Raw genomic sequence first — 16,672 nt, 5'->3', positions numbered from 1 at the left:
TTTAAAATTAAGTTTGGAATTAAAAGCGGTATAATTTTATTGAGAAAAACAGGGATAAAAAATGCAAAAGAACAGATTTACATCTTTGACTATCAAGCAGGCCAATACCGTCACAACTGTTGTCATATTGGTTTTTGTCATTATATTTGCCTATTTGCTGATAAAAGAAAATTATCAGGATTATGAAAAAGCGCTTTACAGGCAGGAACACAGTGTGGCTGATTACGGAGATACACAAAAACAGCTCAAAAGGCTTCTGATAAAAAACACTTTGGCTATTGTGACACTCTCTTTTATACTTTTTGCAATCATGCTCGGGTTGTATAAGATATTTTATGCGTTGATTCAAAATGATATGCATGTATTTTTAAATTTTTTTAAAAATGCGGCACACAGGGAAGCATTGCTGAGTCCTGATGAGATTTTTTTTAAAGAATTTAAAGAGATGGTTCTGTATGCAAATGAAATGGTAAAGACAATAAATCAGCAAAAGCTATCATTAAAAGAGATCAATCTTATTCTTGAAAAAAAGGTACAAAAGAAAACATTGTATTTAGAACAGGCAAATGCAAAACTTTTACAAGAAAAAAAGTTTTCAGAAGAGATACTGGCTGCACAAAAAGAGTTTTTACGCTACACTGTGCATGAAACAAACACGCCTCTGAGTGTTATTTTGACGAGTATAGAACTGTATGAAATGAAAAATAAAAAGGACAGACAATTGTCCAAAATAGAAGCGGCTGCAAAAAATATATTTAATATATATGATGATTTGAGTTATTTGGTAAAAAAAGACCAGGTGCCGTATCCCAAAGTTTCAATTGAACTGGTTTCGTATCTCGGCATGCGGATAGAGTTTTTTAGAGATGTTGCACATCTGTCTAAAATTGATTTTAAATACAGCAGTGATTTGGACAAGGTTTATATTTATTTTAATGAAACAAAACTTCAGCGTATTGTAGACAATACTATTACAAATGCCATCAAATACACTTTGCCGGAGGAAACAGTCTTCTTACATGTAAAGCAAACAGGAGCAGATGTAATGTTTAGTGTATCAAGCAAGTCTAAAATTATAAAAGATCCGGAGAAAATTTTTGATGCATACTACAGGGAAAATGACAATGTCAAAGGATTTGGATTGGGACTGCAGTTGGTGAAAAATATTTGTGAAGAAGACAATGTGAGCATAGATATTGCATCAACTGACAAACTGACTACATTTGAATATAAATTTAAAATGATGGGTGAATAATGAAAATTCTTTTACTGGAAGACGAAATAATGCTAAACGAGTCTATACAGGAGTATCTGCAGGAGCAGGGACATCTTGTTGTAAGTTTTACAGACGGTCTTGAAGCATTTGAAAATCTTCAAAAAGACGACTATGATTTATTGATTTTGGATATCTCTGTACCAAATATAGACGGATTGACACTTTTGGAAAAGCTTCATGCCATCAAAATTCATACACCCAGCATTTATATCAGCGCTCTGGTAGATATAGAAGATATCTCCCGTGCCTATGATCTGGGATGCTATGATTACTTGAAAAAACCCTTTCACCTAAAAGAACTTGCTTTGAAAATTGACAGAATTTTAACAGACAAAGATATTCCTCTGGTTTTTCTCAGGCTTTCAAAAAACTATATGTATGACCAGGAAAACAATACACTTTTGTTTCAGAACACTCCCCAGATTCTTACAAAAAAACAATCGCAAATTATAGATATTTTAGCCAGGAACAGAAGCAGAATAGTTGATTTTGAACAGTTTCGCATGTATGTATGGGATGAACAAATCGTAGATAATGCAACCATAAGAGCAGAGATTAACAGACTGAAAAAAAGTTTAAAAGAAGATATTATTGTTAATGTCAGAGGCATGGGATATATGATAGAAAAATGAGCAGGGTATTGTTTGTTACATATTGATACACGCCAGAGATTAAATTGCAATTTTGTGTTAAAAATATGAATTGCTACGTTAATGCTATGTTTTGGATTTATGATTATCTTAAGTGCCTGACAAGAATAAATGACATAATTTAATGAAGAGAGAAAATAGAAGCTACAAGGCGAAAATTCGCAGAAGCTACTAGTAGCTTCAAGGGTTTTCAACGAAGTTAGGTTCTGTTTTCTCTCTTCACCCGAAGGGCAACATGCAAAGGACTCATTTTCTGCGTTGAACTTCCGTTAACGATGCTAGCATCGCCAACAAAAGTTCGCCTTGCAACTAAATCCTTTGTATGTTGTTAAATATGTCATTTATTCTTGTCAGGCACTTATCTAAAAGTGGAGGATTACATGAAAAAAATTGCATTAAGTATGTTTGTTACAGCATTGGTGACAAGTGTATATGCTGATTACGACGGTGTAAATATAAAGTTAAAGCACGGTGTTGAAGAGAAACAAGAGGTGCATGTTCTTTCTGATGACATAAAAGACATGTTTGCAAAAGGAAAAACAAGCGGTCAGATTAGAATGTTTTATGTGGACAGACAGTATCAGGGTGGTTCAGGGGCAGATACGCACAGAGATGCTGCTGTTTTAGGAGGTCATCTCAAGTTTGAAACAGCTGCATTAAGCGGTATTCGGTTGGCTGCGGCTTTTTATACAGTGCAGGATTTGGGTATACAGCAACACACTGCCCAGTCACCGGCACTTCTTGGAACCGGATACAAGTCATATTCAATTCTAGGTGAGGGATATCTTGGATACAATTTCAGTGAATATGGGCTAAAAAGTGATGCCAAGCTTGGTTATCAGAGATATGACTCTTTAATGATGGGATCAGATGATGCAAGAACGCTTCCAAATACTTTCAGAGCATACAAGTTTGTAAGCAAGGATGTGAAAAATATTACTCTTCAGATAGCACATGTAGACAGAATCGCTTATGGAACATTCTCAAATATCTATTCTGCCGGCGGAATACTTGCCGCTACTTCAGGGTACACTTCAAGAGGGATCAATGCTTCAACAGGAGTACAAACCGGAGAGTATCTGAACTTGGGACTTGCAACAACCGGAAGAAAAACTGCCGGTGTTACAAATATTCAACTGAAATATACAACGAAAAACTTTCATGTAGATGTCTCAAATGATTATGCATGGAATCTTTACAATACACTCTACGCTGACACAGGAGTCTCCTGGAACTGTCTGCTCAACAGCAATGTAAAACCGTTTGTAAAAGTGCAGATGATTAAACAAAACAGTGTTGGCGGAAAATATATGCAGTACTCTCCGCTGGGAGGGTCCGGTGAGGTAGATTCTTTTTACTGGGCGGGTAAAGTCGGGGCAAAATATGAAGGTTTTGCTGCATATATTGCCTACTCCCAAACATCTTCAAACAATGCAGGAGATGATTCTTACAAAAATGCGATACTTACACAGTTTGGCGGCATGCCGGCATATACTCAAGGTATGGTGACCCGTCATATGTTTTTAGCGGGAACAAAAGCAACAAAAGCTGCTGCTGTCTATAACTTCAAACAACATGGAGTCAACCTTTCAACTGCTGCCTATTATGTCGCTTTTGATACAGATGCAAACTCCGGATACGGTATAGCAAGAACAGCAACAGAAGCTGGGTTTGACATCAAATACTACCCAAAAGCAGTTGAAAAACTGCAGCTTCGTTTTCGCGGAAATTTTCCCAGAAAATTTGCGGAAGCAACTCCAGGAAGTGACACCGGTTGGAATGAGTACAGACTCATTGCAAACTATAATTTCTAATACAAGGAAAAATTATGACCAAAGAACAGATACAACAGATAAAAGCAGATCCTGATTACCAGAAACTTGTAAAGACAAGACAGGGTTTTGCTCTAAAATTAACAATAGCGATGCTTGTAGTCTATTTTGCATTTATACTTACAATAGCTTTTGATCCCTCGGCATTGGCAGTGCCCCTCTCTAGTGAGGCAGTGACAACCATAGGTATTCCTGTCGGTATGGCTGTAATCGTATTTGCTTTTATATTGACAGGCATATATACAAAAAGAGCAAACAGTGAGTTTGATGATCTGGCAAATAAAGTAAAAAACAAATTAAAGGAGCGCCTAGATGTTTAACAGAATATTTTTATTTTTAATTTTCGGCAGTATCGCGGCATTTGCCTCCGGAACTATCAACGGTGAAATTCAAAAACAGCCGCTGAATGTTCCGGCAATTGTTATGTTTGTTATTTTTGTCGGTGCAACTTTGGGCATAACATACTGGGCAGCCAAAAGAACAAAGTCTGCGAAAGATTTCTACACAGCAGGCGGTGGCATTACAGGGCTGCAAAACGGTATGGCCATTGCAGGAGACTATATGTCTGCGGCATCCTTTTTGGGAATTTCCGGACTTGTTTATCTCAAAGGGTATGACGGACTTATCTATTCGATCGGATTTTTGGTCGGCTGGCCGATTATTCTATTCATTATTGCAGAACCTTTGCGAAATTTAGGCAAATATACCTTTGCGGATGTTGCTTCTTACAGACTACGCCAAAAACCTATTCGTATATTGGCTGCATTTGGTTCTATTGCAACTGTTATTCTTTACCTTATCGCTCAAATGGTCGGTTCTGGAAAGTTAATACAGCTTTTATTTGGTCTGCAGTATGAAGTAGCGGTTATTCTGGTTGGTGTTTTAATGATTCTTTATGTAACATTTGGCGGTATGCTCGCAACAACCTGGGTGCAGATTATCAAAGCATTCTTACTGCTTTCAGGAGCTACTTTTATGGCTATTGCTGTAATGGCGCATTATGATTTCAGTTTTGGAGCATTGTTTGCCCATGCAACAGAATTAAAAGGTATAGAAATAATGTCTCCGGGCGGACTCGTTTCGGACCCTGTTTCTGCAATATCTTTAGCCGTCGCCTTGATGTTCGGTACAGCAGGTCTCCCTCATATCCTGATGAGATTTTTTACAGTAGGCAATGCAAAAGAAGCACGAAAGTCGGTATTTTATGCAACAGGTTTTATCGGTTATTTTTATATACTGACGTTCATCATCGGTTTTGGCGCAATTGTAATGGTGTATAAAAATCCTCAGTATCTGGATCTGGCAAAACAGGCCATAAGCGGCGGATTTCCTATTCTTGGCGGAAACAATATGGCAGCCATACATTTGTCTCATGCTGTTGGCGGTGACTTCTTCCTTGGATTTATCTCTGCTGTGGCATTTGCAACAATTCTGGCCGTTGTTTCGGGTCTGACACTGGCAGGTGCTTCTGCAATTTCACATGACCTGTATGCTTCTGTGTACAAAAAAGGTGAAATTGACGGGCTTAAAGAGATGAAAGTTTCAAAAATTGCTACTGTTGTTTTGGGAATCGTAGCTATTATTATGGGAATAGCATTTGAAAAACAAAATATTGCTTTTGTTGTCGGGCTTGCGTTTGCAATAGCAGCCTCTGCCAACTTTCCTGTACTTTTACTCTCCATGTACTGGAAAAAACTTACAACGCGTGGCGCTGTCATCGGAGGAACCTTGGGACTGGCTACAGCTGTCATGCTTGTCATCCTTGGTCCGATTGTCTGGGTACAGATTTTTGGCAATGCCGAAGCGATTTTCCCGTATAAATACCCGGCACTCTTTTCTGTGAGTGTTGCCTTTGTCGGTATCTGGTTTTTCTCAGTAACGGACAAATCAGAGGCTGCAGCACAAGAGATGGAGGCTTTTGAAGCACAATACATCAGAAGTCAGACAGGTATTGGTGCCGAGGGTGCATCCGAGCATTAACTATGAGCATCTTAGACCAAAAAAAACTTATTGAGTCTATTCACCCTTTTGGCTTACTCAGTTCAGAGGAACTGAGTAAGCTGATGCAAAAAATCGACATTGCATATTACCCTAAAGATACGCTGCTCATCAGCAAAAACCTTCCATCTGTTGCTTTTTATATTATCATAAAAGGATATGTGTCCGAGTATATTGATGATACACTGCATACTGTTTACGGTGAAGGTGACAGCTTTGATGCGGATGCTTTGATTTACGGGACAACACAAAACAGGTTTGTTGTCAGTGAAGATTTGATTTGTTATGAGATTCAAAAAGAAGATTTTTTGGAATTGATACAAAACAAACGCATACAAGAGTATTTTTTACAAGATTTTATTACACGCCATCAACATTTAAAAGAATACTCACAGCAGAGTCAATTAACTCCTTTTTTGGTATCTCAGGTAAAAGATATTTATCTTCATGCTGTTTGTATTGTTGCACAAGACACAACAATAGCAGATGCTTTAAAAGAAATGAAAAATCTTAAGGCTACATGTATTCTCGTAAGGGATGAAAACAGCTGCGGTATAGTTACGGATACGGACTTGAGAGAGAAGGTTTTGATGGGTAAATATGATGTAAGTGATGCCATTGTGCATATAGCATCTAAAAATATTATTGCTATTGAGAAGAGTGACTTTTTATTTAATGCTTTGGTGCTTATGACACATAATGCGATTAAGCGCTTGGTTGTAAAAGAGGGTGATGAAATTGTCGGGATACTAGAGCAGTTGGATTTGTTGAGTTATTTTGCAAACCATTCTTACCTGATTTCTGTGCAAATAGACAAAGCAGAGAATATTGATGATTTAAAAGAGGTTCAAAACGGATTAAAAAATCTTGTAACAACACTTGATTCCAATGGTGTAAAAGTACGTTATATCAGCAAACTTGTTGCAACACTCAACCAAAAAATATATGCAAAAGTTTTTACGATGTACGTTGATGAATCTTTACAGGAAAAATGTGCTCTTATGATAATGGGTTCTGAGGGCAGAGAGGAGCAGATACTCAAAACCGATCAGGACAATGCTCTGATCATTGCCGATGATATGGATACAGAACTTTTTGGAGAGCCTATGCATAAACTCAACAGGGCGCTTTTAGAAATAGGGTTTGTCAAGTGTGAGGGCAATGTTATGGTCAGTAATGCGTACTGGCGTCGTAATTTAGGGGACTTTAAAAATGAAATAGATAACTGGATAGCAAGTTTTGAAGGAAACAGTTTACAAAACTTGAGTATATTTTTAGATGCAAAGTGTGTTGCGGGTGATTGTACTTTAGTGAATGCGGCAAAAGAACATTTGTTTGCGCGTTTTGAGAAGAGAGATGATGTTTTGGCACATCTTGCAAAAGCAACGCTTTTTTTTGAAACACCTATTTCTCTTTTTAGCGGTTTTAAGCTTGACAAAGAGCATGAAAACAAACTGGATTTGAAAAAAGGCGGTATATTTGCAATTGTTCACGGCATAAAATGTCTGGCACTGGAGAATAAAATCAAAAAAAACAATACAATCGAACGTATCAAAGAGTTGAACAACCGAGGTGTTTTTGATAAAGTTTTTGCGACAGAACTCATAGAAAGTTTTGATACTCTGTTGTCTGTGAGGCTCAAAACAATGCTGTATGCAAAGGATCAAAAAGATATCAATTATATAAATCCAAAAGGTTTGGACAAAACAAGCCGGGATTTGCTCAAAGACAGTTTTAAAGTGGTAGATAAACTGAAAAAGTTTATTAGTTTTCATTTTCATTTGGAAATGGTTTCGTAATGCTTTTTTCTATGTTTGAACAGATGAAAAAAAAGAGAAATCTGTCAAAACTCAAAGATAAATCTTTTTCTTCTCTTTTTGAACAAAGTGATGAAATTGTGGTTTTCGATACAGAAACCACGGGCCTCAATCCAAAAGAAGATGAAATACTTTCTATAGGTGCAGTTAAGATTAAAAATAATAAAATACTGACATCACAAACTTTTGAAGTTTATTTGAAAAACTTTGGAGCAATTGATGCAAAAAGTATAACAATACACGGAATCCGTCCATGTGACCTGGAGAATGCAAAAGAACCGCTGGAAGGAATTAAAGAGTTTTTGAATTATATCAAAGGTGCCACTTTGGTGGGGTACTATCTTGAGTTTGATGTTGCGATGATTAACAAATATATAAAGCCCGTGCTTGGAATCACTCTGCCAAACAAAATGGTTGAAGTTTCTGAAATATATTTTGATAAAACAATTGCAATGATACCGCAAGCTAATATTGATTTGCGTTTTGATACAATCTTGAAAAACTGTAATATCCCTCAAATGGGTGTGCATAATGCTGTAAATGATGCCATTATGACAGCAATGATTTACTTAAAACTAACACAGGAGAAAATAAATGTCAGAAATAGAAAAAAAACCGATTTTTAAACCAAACAAAGAGTTTGCAAAAACTGCCAGAATCAAAAACATGTGTGAATATCATGATTTGCAGGATGAAGCAATTGAAGATTATGAAGGATTTTGGGGCAGATTTGCCAAAGAAAAGCTGAGCTGGAAAGAGCCGTTTACAAAAGTGATGGATGAATCGAATTACCCTTTTGTCAAATGGTTTGAAGGCGGAAAGTTAAATGTTTCAGAACAATGTATTGACCGTCATTTAGACAAACGCAAGAATAAAGCGGCGATTATTTTTGAAGGAGATCGCGGCGATAAACAGATTATTACCTATTTGGAACTTTACTACAATGTAAACCGTTTTGCCAATCTGTTGAAAAATGAATTTGGTGTCAAAAAAGGGGACAGAGTTGTCATCTATATGCCGATGATTCCCGAAGCTGCCTATGCGATGCTTGCCTGTGCCAGAATCGGCGCCATTCACTCTATAGTATTTGGCGGATTTTCTGCAGAAGCACTCAAAGACAGAATTGAAGATGCGGATGCAAAAGTTGTGATCACTGCTGACGGAGCTTACAGAAAAGACAAGCCATATATGTTAAAACCGGTGGTGGATGCGGCTTTGGCAGAAGGTGGGCCGGTAAAAAAAGTGCTCGTGGTTGAGAGAAACAATGAAGATATACGATGGGTTGAAGGGCGTGACTACTCTTATAATGAATTGATCAAAATGCAGGACGTTACATGTAAAGCGGAAGTTATGGATAGTGAAGACCCGCTCTTTCTGCTCTATACATCAGGCTCAACAGGAAAACCAAAAGGTGTGCAGCATAATTCTGCGGGATATATACTGTGGGCGCAGATGACAATGGAATGGGTGTTTGATGTCAAAGAAAATGATACCTACTGGTGTACAGCAGATATCGGCTGGATTACCGGGCATACCTATATAGTTTACGGTCCGCTTGCAATGGGTGCGACAACGGTAATGTTTGAAGGTGTTCCGACCTATCCTGATGCGGGTCGTCCTTGGAAAATGGTAGAAGAGTATAAAATCAACCAGTTCTATACTGCGCCTACTGCGATTCGTGTATTGCATAAAATGGGTGAAGATGAACCGGCTAAGTATAATTTGAGTAGTTTAAAAGTACTTGGAACTGTTGGAGAGCCTATTGATCCTCCTGCGTGGAAATGGTATTATGAAGAGGTTGGCGGAAGCAAATGTGCTATCGTTGATACTTACTGGCAGACAGAAACAGGCGGGCATATAGTCTCTCCGCTTCCTGGGGCAACCCCTATTAAACCGGGATGCGCAACATTTCCTCTTCCTGGAATCATGGCAGAGATTCTGGACCCGGCAACCGGTGAGAAAGTTGAAGTCGGAGAGGGAGGTTATATGTGTGTCACACGTCCTTGGCCTTCGATGATTCGCGGTGTCTGGGGAGATGAAGAGAGATTTATAAAATCCTATTTTGGTGATGTGAAAAAGGACGGTAAACCTGTCTATTTTACAGGTGACGGTGCTGTGTATGATGAAGACGGTTATATCACGATTACGGGACGTACTGATGATGTTATTAATGTCAGCGGTCACAGAATGGGAACTGCTGAAATTGAAGCAGCCATCAAAAAACATCAAAATGTTGCCGAGGTTGCCGTTGTCGGAAAACCGCATGAACTCAAAGGCGAGGGTATTTTTGCCTACATCGTTTTAAAAGATGACAAAGGCGTGGCTGATGAGGTTGAAGAAGCAAAAATTATTAATAACATCATCAAAAAAGAGATAGGAAACATCGCTATCTGTGATGATATGGTTTTTGCACCGGGACTTCCAAAAACAAGAAGCGGAAAGATTATGCGTCGTATTTTACGCTCTATCGCTAAAGGCGAGGCAATTACTCAGGATATTTCAACTCTGGAAGATCCAAGCATAGTTGCCAAAATTGAAGCAATGGTGAAGTCCAAATAATAGGACTTTTCTGGAACCCAGACTTCAGTCTGGGCTTTAGTTTTTCATGCTATAATTCCACAAAAAAGAGTTAGTATGGAATTATGTGTTGCCCTTGATTTACCTACGAAAGAAGAAAATCTCACTTTAATTGAAAAAATAAAAAACTATGATGTCTGGCTCAAAGTCGGACTGCGTACCTATATTCGCGACGGCGAAGCATTTTTGCAGGCTATTAAGCAAATCAACCCCGATTTTAAAATATTTTTAGATCTAAAACTTTATGATATTCCAAATACCATGGCAGATGCCGCCGAGTCTATTATGGGACTTGGTGTTGATATGTTTAATGTTCATGCAAGTGCAGGAAAACGTGCCATGAATACCGTGATGCAAAGACTGGAAAAGTATGAAAATCGTCCATTGGTCTTGGCTGTAACAGCTTTGACATCGTTTAGTGAAGAGGAATTTCAGGCAATATATGAAGCGGACATAGCAACAAAAGCAAATCAGTTTGCAAAAGATGCAATGGAAAGCGGACTTGACGGTGTTGTCTGTTCGGCGTATGAGAGCAAGGCTATTAAAGAGTTTACATGTAAAGAGTTTATGACACTCACTCCTGGTATTCGTCCTTTTGGTGAAGATGCAGGGGATCAAAAAAGAGTCGCCGATGTTGCCTATGCCAAAGAAGCACTTGTTAATTTTATAGTCGTCGGACGTCCGATTTATCAGGCAGAGAACCCTGCTGAGGTCGTTAAAAAAATATTAGCACAGATTTAAGCTAATTATTATGAAATAATGACTATAATCTCACTCTTCAAAAGGACGAGTGGGTGAGTGGCTGAAACCACATCCCTGCTAAGGATGCGTACTGGCAACGGTACCGAGAGTTCGAATCTCTCCTCGTCCACCACAAACCCCTAAAATACGAGCTTTCAAGTACCTTTTTAAAAATCAGTTTTTTTCTTGTCCTACCCCGTTAGACATATATCTCAATACTTCTGTCAAATTTATGATTTGAACTTAGGGAATTTTGAACGGTCTCACAAATTGTAATTGTGGCCAAGTTATAGCTTTTTTTAAATCTTTTGCAAGTCAACAATATAGGGATTTGTCAGAATATTTTTTTATCAAAATCAGGCCACTATTTGTTATTATCGTACTTAAGTGAACATTCTCACACTTTATTATATTTTGCAAATAAACGCCTATTTATAAGCACTTTCACGAGTAGTTACATGTATCACTAAAATTATAAGTTTATCATCATACTTTTTATAAATAACTCTATAAGAACGAAGTTTTAAACGATATAAATCTTCTTTTTGCCCTTGAAGCTTTTTAATCTTACCTTTTTGCATTAATGCAATTTCATATTCTTTAGAAAATAATTCCGAAAAATCTTTTAAACTATCACGAATAAATTTTAAATCAGGTTTATTTACTTTTTTAAAATCTTTTTTTGCGGTAAATGTAAATTCAATTTGATACATCAAGACCTAACTCTTGAAACATATCATCAAATGAAATTGTAGGCTCATTAAGTTCAAGTCTTCTCTCTGCTTCTTTTAAATCTATATAATCAAAATACATATCAAGGGCAGAAGCTATAAGATGGCTCTTTTTTGTATTAAGCTCTTTTGCATAACGATTAATATCATTATCAAGTGATGTAGGTAATGTAATATTTAATCTTGTAGTATTCATAATGTCACTTCCTTTATGTGTATAATTATACACCTTTTATGTGTATAAAGTCAAATAAACAGCATAGGATTTTTTCGAATCTTTCCTAGTCCACCACAAACCACTAAAATACGAGCTTTCAAGCACCTTTTTAAAAATCAGTTTTTTTCTTGTCCTACCCCGTTAGACATATATTTCGCTACTAACACCCTCGATTTCTTCTATCATACTCATCATGACTACATACACAAACTAAATATATAACATCAATAGTACAATTCATTAAAATACGATATTGAGTATTTGGAATTCGGATAGAATATCTATCTTTATCTTTCTTGCAATTCATTTTTTTATAGTGCAAAGATGAATGATTTGGATCTTGTTCAAAAAGTTCTAAAGTATCATTTATTTGGATTTGAGAAAGAACATATTTTTTAATTAGTTGTTTTTCAGTACGAAGATATTGCGAAGTTTGATAATCTCCATAATATTAAGCAGATTTTTTATTTTCTTGAAGAATACGAACTTCTAATTGACCTATCCTGTCTAAAAAAATAATCAAAGAAGTATAAAGTTTATCTACTTGGATATAAAGTTCTTCAAAAAGAATATCTTTATCTTTTATTTGCTCTAATTTCTTTTTGAAAAGTTTTATGTCATCAATAGCATTTAATAAAGTATCATAAAATTCTTCTATATTATCAACAGGAAAAGTGTGCATATCATCCAGTTGCAATGAAAATCGTTCTAATTCTATTTCTTGAGTATGAATACTATTAATAATCAAACGTATCATTTTTTCAAACAATTTTTTAGGGGCAGTTTTTAATGCTTCTTGAGCTATATCAATATAGTCAACATAATCGATAAAATCTGTATTTATACGAATAGTCATAATAAAAACTCCGATGTTTTTACTAAATTATAGCATATTAAATAAAATACAGGATAGGTTTTTTTCGAGTTTCTCCTCGTCCGCCACAAACCCTAAAAATACGAGCTTTCAAGCACCTTTTTAAAAATCAGTTTTTTTCTTGTCCTATCCCGTTAGACATATATTTCAATACTTCTGTCAAATTTATGATTTGAACTTATGGAATTTTGAACGGTCTCACAAATTGTAAGTGTGATGTCAACGGCGGAGTTAAAATAAGCAGTATAAGCGTAAACTGCCTGTTTTTTTAATTCTGTCGTGATATATTGTACTTTGGTACATTTTTGGATTGCGCTTGACACCTCTTCACCGCTTTTTAAATCCTTCTTATGATATAATCATATTCTAAATAAAGCTTAGTAAAAAAGAGTTCCATGCAGTCATCAGATGTCAGTAAAATATTAAACAATAAAGAGAAACTTTTAACGCAGATATATTTTGATTTACAACGGTTTTTTGAACAGAAGTATGGGAATGATACAGTTGTTTTTATGGAAATCGGTACTTTTTTTGAAGTGTATGAAGTCAATAATGATGAAGAACAGATTGGAAAAGCCAAAGAGATAGCGGAACTTTTAAATATACAGCTTACGAAAAAAAATAAAAAAATTATAGACAATTCTGAGAAAAACCCTCTGCTTGCGGGTGTGCCTGCCGTTTCGTTTGAACGTTACTTGAACCGTTTGATTCAGGAGCAGAAGTATACGGTTATAGTCGTCAAGCAAAAGGGAAATCCTCCTAAGATCAGTCGTTATATTTCTCAAATTGTCTCACCCGGTACCAATTTTGAACATATTATTGACAATGATGACAATTACATTGTTTCTGTTTTGATTGACAAGTTTCGTGATATTTATACGGTCGGGTATGCTGCCATTGACGTAACCACGGGGAAAACATGGCTGTATGAGACACACGGGACAAGTGAAGATCCCGCTTATGCACTTGATGAGATTTTTAATCTTTTAAATGTTTACAGAACGAGTGAAATTGTTGTGACTTTTTTAGACGGAATTGATGACCAGCGTCATGTGATGCAGTATTTGGAAATTCCCGAACATTATCACTATTCTGTGAATAACAAACGGGCAAAAATAGAGTTTCAAAATGAACTTTTTAAAGAGGTATATCAGATTCGTTCACTGCTCTCTCCTATAGAGCATCTGGATTTGGAACGTTCCCCTATGATTACCGAAGCCTTGGCAATTCTCATCAATTTTGTGATAGAACATGATTATCATATAGTGCAGAAGATGGCGATGCCCCGTCTTATAGACAATCGCCGTTTTATGTATCTGGGCAACAATGCACTGGAGCAGATGGGGATAATTTCCAAAGACAAAAAAGAGTTTACACTTTTAAAAATGCTTGACAAGAGTGCAACGGCTATAGGAAAAAGACTCTTAAAAGAGCGCCTTTTAAATCCGATAATGGAAGAAGACGAACTTGAACGTCGCTATAACCTTATAGAACGGGTTGCTTCACATGTAAGGTATTTGGATGAAATGATGCGGGGTGTTTATGACCTTGAGAGGCTGTCTCGCCGTTTAAGTCTTGGCAGACTGCATCCTTTTGAGATGAATCATATGTATGACTCTATGGTAAGTGTCAAAGAGTTGATGCTCTATGTCAAAAAACATAAGATTCAAAAAACGCCTTTTCATGAGAGTGAAGTGGAAGAGTTCTTACGTGATATAACTAAAACAATCGATTTGGATATATCACGGCGTTTTACCAATGCCACGGTAGATGAAAACTTTTTGATGAGCGGTGTGGATGAGGCAATAGATACTTTGGTCAAAGAAAACAGTGTAATGATGCTTGCTTTTGAAGATATAATTTTGAAAATCGAAGCACTTCTGACAAGTGTCAATGCAGGAAGTTCGACAAAAATGGTGACTTTGGGACTTTTGGAAAAAGAGGGCTATTACATCTCTTTGAGCAAAAACAGATTCTCTTTGATTGAGAGTGAATTCAAAAAGCGGGAAGATTTTGCAGATTTCAGTGTAAAAAAACTGACAAACAATGTCAAAATCACCTCTGCTTTTACTGACAAACTCTCTGACAATATCATGAAAAACCGCCGAAAAATTGTTGTTTTGGTAAAAGAGAGATATATCCAACTTCAGGCACTGTTTGAGCGACGCTATTCACTTCTTTTTGACAGAGTTATCAGTTATGTGGCTGATCTGGACGTGGGAGTGAGCTCTTCAAAAGTGGCTCAGGAGTACAAACATTCAAGACCGATGATAGTTGAAGCTAAAGAGGATGAAAATTTTATGCAGATTATGCAACTGCGCCATCCTTTGATAGAAGTACAGGAGCGGGGAGGGCTCTATGTTCCCAATGATATCGTGATGGGAAATCGTGACTATATGGATCTGCCTCATCCAAAAACGGTGATGCTTGATGTGGCTGTGCATGACGGGCATGACATTAACGGAGTCCTTTTATACGGTATAAACTCCAGCGGAAAATCCTCTTTGATGAAGAGTATCGGCATTGCGGTGTTAATGGCGCAGTCAGGTTTTTTTGTAAGTGCTGCGGTGATGAAATTCAGTATATTTGATTCGCTGTTTACACGCATAGTTTCTAAGGATAATCTGGCAAAGGGACTCTCTACCTTTGCAGTGGAAATGCTTGAACTTAAAAATATTTTCAACCGTTCAACCGTGAAATCGCTTGTTTTGGGCGATGAAATAAGCCACGGGACAGAAACACTCTCGGGCGTTGCCATTGTCGCTGCAGCTATACAAAAGCTCTCGCATACTCGATGTCTGTTTTTGTTTGCAACACACCTGCATCAGCTCTCGACGATGGATGAAATTACTTCGCTTGACAATGTTGTCGATTTGCACCTGAGTGTGGAGTATGATGAATCAAATGACAAATTAATTTTCAATCGTGTGCTTCAAGCCGGAAGCGGCAGCAGTATATACGGACTGGAATTTGCCAAATCGCTCCATATGGACAATGAATTTTTGGAAAATGCCAATGCCATCAGAAAACGTCTTGCCAATGATTATGACGAGCTTGAACTGCTTGTGAAGAAGAAAAAATCCAAGTACAACAAAGAGCTTTATGTGACTAAATGTGTTATCTGCGGTGCGGTGGCAGAAGATGTGCATCATATATCGCAAAAATCACTGGCTGATGATGCAGGTTTTATAGGGCATTTTCACAAAGACAACAAACACAATCTTGTGCCTTTGTGCAAGGAACATCACAAACAAATACATGACGGCAAGTTACATGTAAACGGCTTTATAATGACAAGCAAAGGGCTTGAGTTGCAGTTTGAAGAGCAGATGAAAAAAACAGAAGTAAAAAAAGTTGTTGCACCTGAAATAAATACAAATATTGAAGTAAAAGAGGTAGAAAATGACGAGCCAAAGGGCTTCGTCCTGGATGACTGGTAAGATTTAAGCCAAGGCTTTTTTGACTGCATCACTGATGCGTTTTCCATCGGCACGACCGGCTAGCTCTTTACTTGCCATGCCCATAACTTTTCCCATCTCTTTCATGCTCGAAGCACCTGTTTTTTCAATGATGGTTTTGATTTCATTTTGCAGTTCTTCATCACTGAGCTGTTTTGGCAGATAAACTTCATAGTATGCTATTTCATCAAGTTCTATTTGCATTAAATCTTCACGGCCTGCTTCTTTGTACTGGCTTGCCGCGTCATTTCTGCGTTTGACCTGTGTCTGAATAATTTTTATGACATCTTCATCACTAAGCTCTTTTCGTTCATCTACCTCTATCTGTTTAAAAGCACTGGTAAGGAGGCGAAGCGCATCTCTTTTTTTTGTATCTTTTGCTTTCATGGCATTTTTTACATCTTGGTTGATTGTTTCTCGTAATGACATTGCTAAAATCCTTGTTTATTGTTTATGGAACTGTAATTGCTAGTATTATAACAAAATTAAGGGACTTTCTTT

At 37.1% G+C, this 16,672-nt stretch carries 14 protein-coding genes and 1 tRNA gene; 11 read left to right on the top strand and 4 right to left on the bottom strand.

The genetic code is table 11. From position 1 onward, the window contains the following. Window positions 1–61 precede the first annotated feature (61 nt). The 10 genes from MLC35_RS07495 to MLC35_RS07450 all read left to right on the top strand — a co-directional run bounded on the left by MLC35_RS07495 (window position 62) and on the right by MLC35_RS07450 (window position 11,024). Window positions 62–1,255 (top strand): sensor histidine kinase, encoded by a 1,194-nt coding sequence (locus MLC35_RS07495; RefSeq protein ID WP_434636434.1) that lies wholly within the window; start codon window positions 62–64, stop codon window positions 1,253–1,255. Then, a complete protein-coding gene (locus MLC35_RS07490; protein ID WP_151900053.1) occupies window positions 1,255–1,908 on the top strand; it encodes a response regulator transcription factor in 654 nt (217 codons plus the stop codon). The genes MLC35_RS07495 and MLC35_RS07490 overlap by 1 nt, the downstream gene beginning before the upstream one ends. Before the next feature lie 398 nt (window positions 1,909–2,306). After that, complete coding sequence (locus tag MLC35_RS07485) at window positions 2,307–3,740, top strand: OprD family outer membrane porin (protein ID WP_434636432.1); 1,434 nt, start codon at window positions 2,307–2,309, stop codon at window positions 3,738–3,740. 14 nt (window positions 3,741–3,754) lie between these two features. After that, window positions 3,755–4,078: a DUF485 domain-containing protein gene (locus MLC35_RS07480; protein ID WP_151900055.1), complete on the top strand. Its 324-nt coding sequence runs from the start codon at window positions 3,755–3,757 to the stop codon at window positions 4,076–4,078. Further along, the gene (locus MLC35_RS07475) at window positions 4,071–5,738 is read left to right on the top strand and encodes a cation acetate symporter (protein ID WP_151900056.1); all 1,668 of its coding nucleotides are present in this window, start codon (window positions 4,071–4,073) and stop codon (window positions 5,736–5,738) included. The genes MLC35_RS07480 and MLC35_RS07475 overlap by 8 nt, the downstream gene beginning before the upstream one ends. A gap of 2 nt (window positions 5,739–5,740) precedes the next feature. After that, the gene (locus MLC35_RS07470; RefSeq protein WP_434636430.1) at window positions 5,741–7,555 is read left to right on the top strand and encodes a putative nucleotidyltransferase substrate binding domain-containing protein; all 1,815 of its coding nucleotides are present in this window, start codon (window positions 5,741–5,743) and stop codon (window positions 7,553–7,555) included. A gap of 11 nt (window positions 7,556–7,566) precedes the next feature. Further along, the gene (locus MLC35_RS07465; RefSeq protein WP_151901497.1) at window positions 7,567–8,199 is read left to right on the top strand and encodes a 3'-5' exonuclease; all 633 of its coding nucleotides are present in this window, start codon (window positions 7,567–7,569) and stop codon (window positions 8,197–8,199) included. Beyond that, the gene (gene acs / locus MLC35_RS07460; protein ID WP_434636428.1) at window positions 8,168–10,132 is read left to right on the top strand and encodes an acetate--CoA ligase; all 1,965 of its coding nucleotides are present in this window, start codon (window positions 8,168–8,170) and stop codon (window positions 10,130–10,132) included. The genes MLC35_RS07465 and acs overlap by 32 nt, the downstream gene beginning before the upstream one ends. 75 nt (window positions 10,133–10,207) lie before the next feature. Beyond that, window positions 10,208–10,891, top strand: coding sequence for an orotidine-5'-phosphate decarboxylase (gene pyrF, locus MLC35_RS07455; protein WP_434636425.1), 684 nt, complete (start codon window positions 10,208–10,210; stop codon window positions 10,889–10,891). Window positions 10,892–10,934: 43 nt separating this feature from the next. Further along, window positions 10,935–11,024: transfer RNA gene (locus MLC35_RS07450), tRNA-Ser, on the top strand. Between the two features lie 295 nt (window positions 11,025–11,319). On the opposite strand, the gene MLC35_RS07445 is transcribed toward MLC35_RS07450, so the two are convergent. From MLC35_RS07445 to MLC35_RS07435, 3 genes are all read right to left on the bottom strand, one after another. Next, a complete protein-coding gene (locus MLC35_RS07445; protein WP_151900059.1) occupies window positions 11,320–11,604 on the bottom strand; it encodes a type II toxin-antitoxin system RelE family toxin in 285 nt (94 codons plus the stop codon). Then, window positions 11,591–11,818, bottom strand: a complete 228-nt coding sequence (locus MLC35_RS07440; RefSeq protein ID WP_418640461.1) for a hypothetical protein — start codon at window positions 11,816–11,818, stop codon at window positions 11,591–11,593. The genes MLC35_RS07445 and MLC35_RS07440 overlap by 14 nt, the downstream gene beginning before the upstream one ends. 472 nt (window positions 11,819–12,290) lie before the next feature. Then, window positions 12,291–12,695 carry a hypothetical protein gene (locus MLC35_RS07435; RefSeq protein ID WP_151900061.1) on the bottom strand — a complete coding sequence of 135 codons (405 nt, stop codon included), beginning with the start codon at window positions 12,693–12,695 and terminating at the stop codon, window positions 12,291–12,293. Window positions 12,696–13,108: 413 nt separating this feature from the next. Between MLC35_RS07435 and MLC35_RS07430 the strand changes: the two genes are divergently transcribed. Beyond that, window positions 13,109–16,153, top strand: coding sequence for a MutS-related protein (locus tag MLC35_RS07430; RefSeq protein WP_434636422.1), 3,045 nt, complete (start codon window positions 13,109–13,111; stop codon window positions 16,151–16,153). A gap of 3 nt (window positions 16,154–16,156) precedes the next feature. On the opposite strand, the gene MLC35_RS07425 is transcribed toward MLC35_RS07430, so the two are convergent. Beyond that, entirely contained in the window at window positions 16,157–16,600 is a 444-nt protein-coding gene (locus MLC35_RS07425; protein ID WP_346388924.1) for a GatB/YqeY domain-containing protein, read from the bottom strand. Between the last annotated feature and the right edge of the window lie 72 nt (window positions 16,601–16,672).

Origin of the sequence: Sulfurimonas sp. NW7, from assembly GCF_051132265.1 — a bacterium.
In the GTDB taxonomy this organism is placed as follows: Bacteria; Campylobacterota; Campylobacteria; order Campylobacterales; family Sulfurimonadaceae; genus Sulfurimonas; species Sulfurimonas hydrogeniphila.
Note: the sequence above shows the minus strand (reverse complement) of the source record. Positions and strands in the feature narration are given on the sequence as shown.

Excerpts from the sequence above, each read along its gene's own strand:
- pyrF (WP_434636425.1), top strand. The coding sequence starts at position 10,208 with ATGGAATTATGTGTTGCCCTTGATTTACCTACGAAAGAAGAAAATCTC.
- MLC35_RS07440 (WP_418640461.1), bottom strand. The coding sequence starts at position 11,818 with ATGAATACTACAAGATTAAATATTACATTACCTACATCACTTGATAAT.
- MLC35_RS07445 (WP_151900059.1), bottom strand. The coding sequence starts at position 11,604 with ATGTATCAAATTGAATTTACATTTACCGCAAAAAAAGATTTTAAAAAA.
- MLC35_RS07465 (WP_151901497.1), top strand. The coding sequence starts at position 7,567 with ATGTTTGAACAGATGAAAAAAAAGAGAAATCTGTCAAAACTCAAAGAT.
- MLC35_RS07485 (WP_434636432.1), top strand. The coding sequence starts at position 2,307 with ATGAAAAAAATTGCATTAAGTATGTTTGTTACAGCATTGGTGACAAGT.
- MLC35_RS07495 (WP_434636434.1), top strand. The coding sequence starts at position 62 with ATGCAAAAGAACAGATTTACATCTTTGACTATCAAGCAGGCCAATACC.
- MLC35_RS07430 (WP_434636422.1), top strand. The coding sequence starts at position 13,109 with ATGCAGTCATCAGATGTCAGTAAAATATTAAACAATAAAGAGAAACTT.
- acs (WP_434636428.1), top strand. The coding sequence starts at position 8,168 with ATGTCAGAAATAGAAAAAAAACCGATTTTTAAACCAAACAAAGAGTTT.
- MLC35_RS07475 (WP_151900056.1), top strand. The coding sequence starts at position 4,071 with ATGTTTAACAGAATATTTTTATTTTTAATTTTCGGCAGTATCGCGGCA.
- MLC35_RS07425 (WP_346388924.1), bottom strand. The coding sequence starts at position 16,600 with ATGTCATTACGAGAAACAATCAACCAAGATGTAAAAAATGCCATGAAA.
- MLC35_RS07490 (WP_151900053.1), top strand. The coding sequence starts at position 1,255 with ATGAAAATTCTTTTACTGGAAGACGAAATAATGCTAAACGAGTCTATA.
- MLC35_RS07435 (WP_151900061.1), bottom strand. The coding sequence starts at position 12,695 with ATGACTATTCGTATAAATACAGATTTTATCGATTATGTTGACTATATT.
- MLC35_RS07480 (WP_151900055.1), top strand. The coding sequence starts at position 3,755 with ATGACCAAAGAACAGATACAACAGATAAAAGCAGATCCTGATTACCAG.
- MLC35_RS07470 (WP_434636430.1), top strand. The coding sequence starts at position 5,741 with ATGAGCATCTTAGACCAAAAAAAACTTATTGAGTCTATTCACCCTTTT.